Annotated in this window: 4 protein-coding genes; 1 reads left to right on the top strand and 3 read right to left on the bottom strand. The window is 40.5% G+C overall.

Annotated features, from left to right (window positions below):
- Positions 1–236: 236 nt before the first annotated feature.
- The 3 genes from FC36_RS04870 to FC36_RS04860 all read right to left on the bottom strand — a co-directional run bounded on the left by FC36_RS04870 (position 237) and on the right by FC36_RS04860 (position 5433).
- Complete coding sequence (locus FC36_RS04870; RefSeq protein WP_025021503.1) at positions 237–1628, bottom strand: amino acid permease; 1392 nt, start codon at positions 1626–1628, stop codon at positions 237–239.
- A gap of 100 nt (positions 1629–1728) precedes the next feature.
- A complete protein-coding gene (locus FC36_RS04865; protein WP_025021504.1) occupies positions 1729–2736 on the bottom strand; it encodes an asparaginase in 1008 nt (335 codons plus the stop codon).
- A gap of 183 nt (positions 2737–2919) precedes the next feature.
- Positions 2920–5433 carry a DNA topoisomerase gene (locus FC36_RS04860; protein ID WP_056986742.1) on the bottom strand — a complete coding sequence of 838 codons (2514 nt, stop codon included), beginning with the start codon at positions 5431–5433 and terminating at the stop codon, positions 2920–2922.
- Positions 5434–5653: 220 nt separating this feature from the next.
- Here FC36_RS04860 and ade point away from each other — a divergent pair, with 220 nt between their 5' ends.
- Entirely contained in the window at positions 5654–7387 is a 1734-nt protein-coding gene (gene ade, locus FC36_RS04855; RefSeq protein ID WP_035188905.1) for an adenine deaminase, read from the top strand.
- The last annotated feature ends 65 nt before the right edge of the window (positions 7388–7452 follow it).

Raw genomic sequence — 7452 nt, 5'->3', positions numbered from 1 at the left:
TCAAAGAATATACGCTTGTTCTACTGTAGTTTAATTCCTCAGAATGTGCTTGCATACGTTTTCGTCCAATCATTTTATTTTCAATTATATTTTAATATTTATATTTTGCAAATACAAGAGAATTGAACTAAAAAAGGAATTTTTTTACAGGGGGCGCTTTCCTCTCGGTAATAAATTACCGAGTTTCCTCGCGCGCTTACGCGACAAAAACCGTCCTGAGTTCAGGACGGTTTTATTTAATTTTGTTTCATTTCACTCTTGTGGCGGATGAGATAAGCGATAGTCGCAACAATTAAGACCAAAGCCCCGACACTCACAGAAATTCTAGTATCCGGATTGATAAACATAAAGACCACGATTATCACCAACATTGCCATGGCAAAGTAGTTGGAGAAAGGATACAGTGGCAATTTGAATGGATGGTTCTCCATCAATTCTGGACTTTGTTTGCGGAAACGTAATTCGGCTAATAAAATTACAAACCATGGCACCATCCCCGGTAAAACTGAAGATGAAAAGACCAAGACAAACAATTCCGAAGCTGAATTACTAAACTTAGAAGCAAATAAATCCAAGATAAAACCAATTAAAATCCCTCCGGTAATCCCGAGAATGGCCCGATCAGGCACAATATGTTTAGAAATATGACCGAAGAATTTCGGTGCGTCACCATCGTGGGCCAATTTAAAGAGCATCCGACTCGAAGAATATATCCCTGAATTAGCTCCAGATAAAGCCGCAGTTAAAACCACGAAGTTGATAATTGAAGCAGCCGCTGTAATACCGACTTGTGCAAATGTGGAAACAAATGGTGAGCCCACTTCGCTTAGTTGATTCCAAGGGTAAATGGTAACAATCACAAAAATAGCTCCTACATAGAAGATTAGAATTCTAAACAAAACTGATTTGACGGATTTAACTACGGCCTTTTGCGGGTTCGCTACTTCACCAGCTGAAATTCCTAAAAGTTCAATTCCTTCGTAAGAACCCACGACAATTGCCATGGAGAAGATAAATCCCTTAAAACCACCTGTGAAGAAACCGCCGTGAGCCCAAAGGTTACTTACCCCCACTGGATGACCACCATTTCCAAAGCCAAAGAAGATAATTAAAAGTCCCAGAATAATCATCAAAATAATGGTCACCACCTTGATCATGGCAAACCAAAATTCAAGTGCCCCGTAGGCTTTGGCTGAAGCCAAATTAGCTAGCAGTAAGAAAAAAATCACTATCAAACCCACAAACGCCGTGTTGGCATTAGGCCACCAATAGCGTATATATTCAGTGACTGCCACCACTTCAGACATCCCCACGACAATATATTCAAAAACATTGGCCCATTCAGCCAGATAACCAGCTAAAGGATGGACATGTTCGGTTGCATAATCAGCAAAAGAACCAGTCCCAGGGTTAACATATAGCATCTCCCCTAAGGCTCGCATAACAACATACAAAATAACCCCAACAAAAGCATATGACAAAATTACTGAAGGTCCGGTCCACTTAATCGTCGACGTTGATCCCATAAATAATCCAACCCCAATGGCCCCTCCCAGAGAAATCATTTCCATCTGCCCGGCCGTCATGGTTCGGTTTAATGCGGGTGCACCACGTTTTTCTTTACTCATAAATTTCCCTCACTATCAAAAATTCTTTTGATATTTTCTAGTAATATTCATTTTTCTATTTACGGCTTATTATACGCTGATACTTTTAAAAATGTCTATCTTAATTTACTGAAAGCGTAACTTCACCGACCACATTGGTTTCAAAAAATTGGGCGATTTCATCTAAGTCCATTCCTTGACCTAACCCCCACATTAACTTAGTAATAGCACTTTCCGAAGTCATATCATGAGCTGAAATTGCCCCCTGAAGTAAAGCTTCACGTCCTACTTCATACTTGGTCAGATCACTTCTTTCATATAGACATTGACTGGTAGCAATCACCGGAATCCCACGCTTGATTAATTCACCAATTACTGCCACAATATTGCGTCGGATAAAATTCATCCCACCTAGACCGTAGGCTTCGATTACAATCCCACGACAACCATTATCAGCCATAGCAAATAACAAATTAGGATCAAAACCGGGGAAGAGTTTCACCAAAGATACATGGTGGTCCACCTTAGTATTGAGTTTACAATTTAAATTAGGGGCCAACTTTAATTGCGCCTGATCATTAAAAACTAAGCCATCTGATGTAACCTGGGCAACTGGCTGCAAGTTCACACTTTCAAAAGCATCAAAGTTTGTCGTGCGAACCTTAACTGTCCGACACCCCCGCATAACCTTACCATCAAAAGCTAGATAAATACCAGGTTGGCACAAGTCCGCGGCCACAAACGCTAAGCGCAAATTGTCAGGGGCGTCACTTAAAACCACGTTAATTGGCACCTGACTCCCAGTTAAAACGACCGGAATTTCAATATCTTGTAGCATGAAAGACAACATAGAAGCCGTATAAGCCATCGTGTCGGTTCCATGCGAAAGTACAATCCCGTCATAATTGAGGCGATTGTGGTAAATTTCTTGAGCAATTATTTCCCATTCTTCAGGCTGCATATTAGAAGAGTCTATTTGCAAAATATCATGTACTTCAACATCATAAGGAACTTCCCCAATTAATTCTAACATTTGCCTCCCAGATTCTTTAGGCACCAAACCTGTGTTAGAAGCTACCGAAGCAATGGTGCCCCCCGTGGAGATTAATAATAATTTCTTTTTTTTCACTATTGTTTTCCTGCTTTCATTTTTACATTTATTTTAGAACTTTTTTTCAAAAAATCATCTTCAGCACGTCACACATTTTTCATATTTTTCTCCTATGATAAAAACATAAGCTAATAACACAAATAACTTTTTTCATAATACTTCTCCCTATAGCCCACTGAAATCCAAATTTCAGTGGGCTTTTTAATTTTCAAACCGAAAAGTTGTACGCCCTTGGTTCTCATCAAAAATCAAACGTGCCCTAAATAACTGGTGTTTTTTACCAGTAAATTCTTTTACTTCAGTTTGTCCTTGGTTCAACATAGCTTGCATATCCGCCATCGTAATTTTAGTTCCTAACATGGTCTTAAAAACCTTAAACGGGCAGCCACTTTCTTGCCAATGACCACTTTGGTCACGTTGAACTCGATGATTTTGACAGACATATTGTTTATCGGATTCTAAAATTTTACCGCCATCAAGCGGACAGATACCAATTTCTTTGGCCAGTATTTGTTTACGCGGTTTAAATTCAAAGTCGATTTTCTTTTCCGCCAAATTCAAAGTGAACCGGGCTTGGAAGTTACGACGCTTCTTAGGAGAATACATTTTTAAAAAGCTTGATTTACCGGTGTTAATTAAACTTAGAACTTCATGTGGTTGTAATTCATTACCTTTTAACCAAGATGGATACCGGCCTAAATAGAAATTACATCCTGCCTCCTGACCATAATTCCTACATTTATAGGCATGACCATCTTGTTGAATTTGCCCCCCACATAAAGGACAGCTCGCAATTACTTGGGCTGGCTCTTCCTGCCGGAAGCTCTCCGTTTGGCTACCGATAATTTGGGCAACAATCGCACTTGCTTCTTTTTTAGCTATTTCAGAAAAATCGCTCAATGATAAGTTTCCTGAGGATACTTCTGCTAATTTTTCCTCCCATTGGGCAGTTAAGTCGACCTTAACCAAAGGATTATCTTTTAAAAGATCAATAATACGATTACCACTATCAGTAAGCTTGATAATACGACTTTTTTTGTCAATAGTCCAGTAGCCTAGTTGCTCATTTTTATCAATCAAAATTTGACGGGTTGCTGCGGTACCTATACCGTGATCTTTCAAAGCTTGGCGCAATTTAGCCTTACTGGTTAATCGACCCGCATTTTCCATGGCCTTCAACAAGGTTGCTGTCGTATACGGTTTGGGAGGGGTAGTCTGCTTTTCTTCTAATTCAGTCTTAGTAACTGGTAAAACCATCCCTGGAACAAGGGAGGGCAGTTGCTGATAATTACCCTTGAAATTAGGAATATACGCAGTCCATCCTGAATCTACTAAACTATTAGCTTGAGCTAAAAAGCGGTAATCTTGAACTTTTAAAATAATTTTTTCTTGACGGTGCTTTTCTGGTGGTAAAACTGATAATAACAATCTAAATGCAATGGCTGAAACCACTAATTGTTCAACATGATTTAGTTTCTCATAGTCAAATTCTTTCCCCGTAAAAGTCAAGCAATCGTGGCCGGTCTTTTGGCTTAACGGTTTCACATAGTAACGATTTTGCGCCAATTTAGTAACCATGGCCGGGGTAATTTCTAACTGTCGCAACCTTTCATTGAGAGCAGGAACCTTTTGAGCTACGGCAAGGATTTGTTCTAAATTTTCAGCCCTCTGAGGTGTCATTTCACGCCCCGCCGTTCGTGGATAAGTGGTAATTTTACGTTCGTAAAGGTGCTGCAAAGCCGCCGTCACACTTTGGCCACTACAACGATAAGTGGGACTAGAAAGGTAAGCTATCAGATCCGAAGTATTAAAATACTTCGGACTCCGCCGTAACGCTATTTTTCCCTTTCCTTGACTAGATTCCGTCACAACAGCGGGACCAGGTCTTACCTGCTTTTCAACATCTTGAGCCGCTTCAAAATCCGTAAAATTAAGCAGTTTTTCTGCTTTAGCTTGAATCAAACGAGTAGTTAATTCCTGACCGTTACCTAACCCCGCCATGAGCTTTAGTTGCCAATAAGGATGACTTTGGAAATTAGCAATTTCGCGGTTTCTTTGCGCCACAATAGCTAAGATTGCTGTCATCCCCCGCCCAATATGAATAGCGGGACGCGCTTTAAATTCTAGGGTAAAGGCCCGCGAACCATTAATTCCTAAAAGCCAGTCCATAATCCCCCGCCCCATCGCTTCATGACCAAAGTTGACATATTCAGGATCCTTATTATCCAAAGGATTACGCAGGTATTGGACAGACGTTTCCACCTGCATATCACCAACCCAGAGACGTTTTTGCGGTAACTTTTGAACCTTTTTAGACATTAATAACATAAATTTATCGAAAATTGACTGTCCTTCACGGTCCGGATCACAACCATTAACGACCACCGCATAACGCCCTGAGGATAATTGTTTTTTGGCTTCTTGGAAATATTGATAGCCCCGTTTTTTATATTGGGCCGTGCGTCGATCATCCCCTTTTTGAGGTTTAATGGGTGTATATTCAAATTTTTCTGGTAATAAAGGTAAGTCTTCTAAGGACCATTTTTTCCAGGCGGGATTGATTTGGTCAGGCTCTTTTAACCCGACGACATTACCTTGGAACTGTAAAACTTCATAGTCAAAGGGAAATGTCTGGCCATATTGGTGGATGGCCTGACGATAAACATCAGCAAGTGACTTTTTTTCCGCAATAATCAGAGCCTTGGGTTTGGTCATTATCTTAACCTCTTTTCGTAAAATTTCTTATCGTTATTGTACCGCAATTTAATTCAATCAATAAAAAACATCATTATTCGTTTTTAAGTTTGATAATTTTCTCTAAAAGGTCAATTTAAACTTGATTTAGTCATATTATGCGGTTAAAATAGACAAAATAACTTAAAAAGCGGATTAAATCCGATTAAAAGCGAACATTTAACGCAGAAAGGAAAATTATATGAATACTAACCAACTAACCCACTTGATTTCCGTCGCCAATGGTCGCCAAAAAGCCGATCTCCTCTTGAAAAACACCCGCATGGTCGACGTTTATCAAGGCAAAATCATTCAAACTGATGTCGCCCTTGTTGATGGTAAAATTGCTGGTTTTGGCAGTGACTATCAAGCTAAAAAAGTTCATGATTTAGCCGGCCAATACCTTGTACCAGGTTTAATTGAAAGTCATATTCATATTGAATCTTCCTATGTTTCACCTGCTGAATTTGGTCGTATTTTTCTTCCCCATGGCACCACTACTATCATGGCTGACCCCCATGAAATCGTCAATGTTGCAGGTTTAGAAGGCCTAAAATACATGTGTGCGGATGCTCAAAATACCGCCTTAGATATTCATTACCTTATGCCTTCTTGCGTACCTGCAACCCCCTTAGAAAGTTCAGGTGCCAATTTAACCGCTACCGATATCGAACCTTATCTACAAGCTGGTAAAGTCGATGGTTTGGCAGAATTCATGGACTTTAAAGGCGTTATTTCCGCGCGGTCAGATGTTATCGCAAAACTGCTCGCTGCTCAAAAAAGCGGTAAACGCATTGATGGTCATGCACCAAAAATTTTCGGTAAGGACCTAAATGCTTATGTGGCTGCCGGAATTTTAAATGACCACGAATGTTCTACGATTGCAGAAATGCACGATCGTATTTCCCGAGGTATGTACGTTATGCTCCGTGAAGGTACCGTTTGTCACGATCTACCCACTCTTCTGAAAGGTGTCACTGCTACCAATAGTCGCCGGTGCGTGCTTGCGGGAGATGATGTTCAAGCAAAAACAGTCCTCACTAAAGGTCACCTAGACCATAATATTCGCCTGGCAATCAAGAACGGGCTTACACCAATCACAGCAATTCAAATGGCAACCTTAAATTCTGCTGAAATGTGTGGGTTAGATGACCGTGGGGCCATCGCCCCAGGTAAGCGCGCCGACTTGCTAGTGGTCTCAGATTTAGAAAATTTTAAGGTAGAGGAAGTTTTTGTCAAGGGGCAATTAACTGCGCGAGCTGGTCACTATCTACCTAAAACCAAACATGCCTCCATTCAAAAAGTTTCCGCCACAATGAAAATTGCAAACTTCACTTCGGATAAACTCAAGCTTAAATTAAAACAAAATAAAGTGCGTGCCATTGAAATTATCCCTGGCGAGGTTTTGACTAACGAAGCTCATGTCGAGGTACAAACTGATGCTGAGGGGGATTTTGTTTACCAAGCTGACCAAGATCTCACCAAAATTGCTGTCGTAGAGCGCCACCACCAAACAGGTCATGTTTTCACAGGTTTACTTAAAGGCTATGGCATTCGGGCTGGTGCTATCGCAATTTCAATTGGGCATGATTCTCATAACGTGATTGTAACCGGGACTAATGATGCCGACATGGCTTGTGCTGTGCAAAACCTCCAGATACAAAAAGGAGGTATTACCCTAGTCAAAGATGGCCAAGTCATTGCGTCCATGCCACTTCCAATTGCGGGTTTGATGAGTAATTTATCCGCCCCAGAAGTTATCGCCCAACAAGACTTAGTTGACCAAGTAGCCCATGAAGAGCTCGGCATTCCTGCCGAAATCAATCCAATTATGACTTTAAGTTTCATGCCTTTAGCTGTAATTCCTAGTCTCAAAATTACTGACCAAGGCTTAGTAGATGTTAATCAACTTGAATTTGTGCCTCTCGAGGTCTAAAATTAAAGAAAACGGCAGATTGCAATAAATAAATTGAACACTTCATCGAAGCATTTTTCGCATAA

Origin of the sequence: Ligilactobacillus equi DSM 15833 = JCM 10991, assembly GCF_001435735.1 — a bacterium.
GTDB lineage: Bacteria > Bacillota > Bacilli > Lactobacillales > Lactobacillaceae > Ligilactobacillus > Ligilactobacillus equi.
Note: the sequence above shows the minus strand (reverse complement) of the source record. Positions and strands in the feature narration are given on the sequence as shown.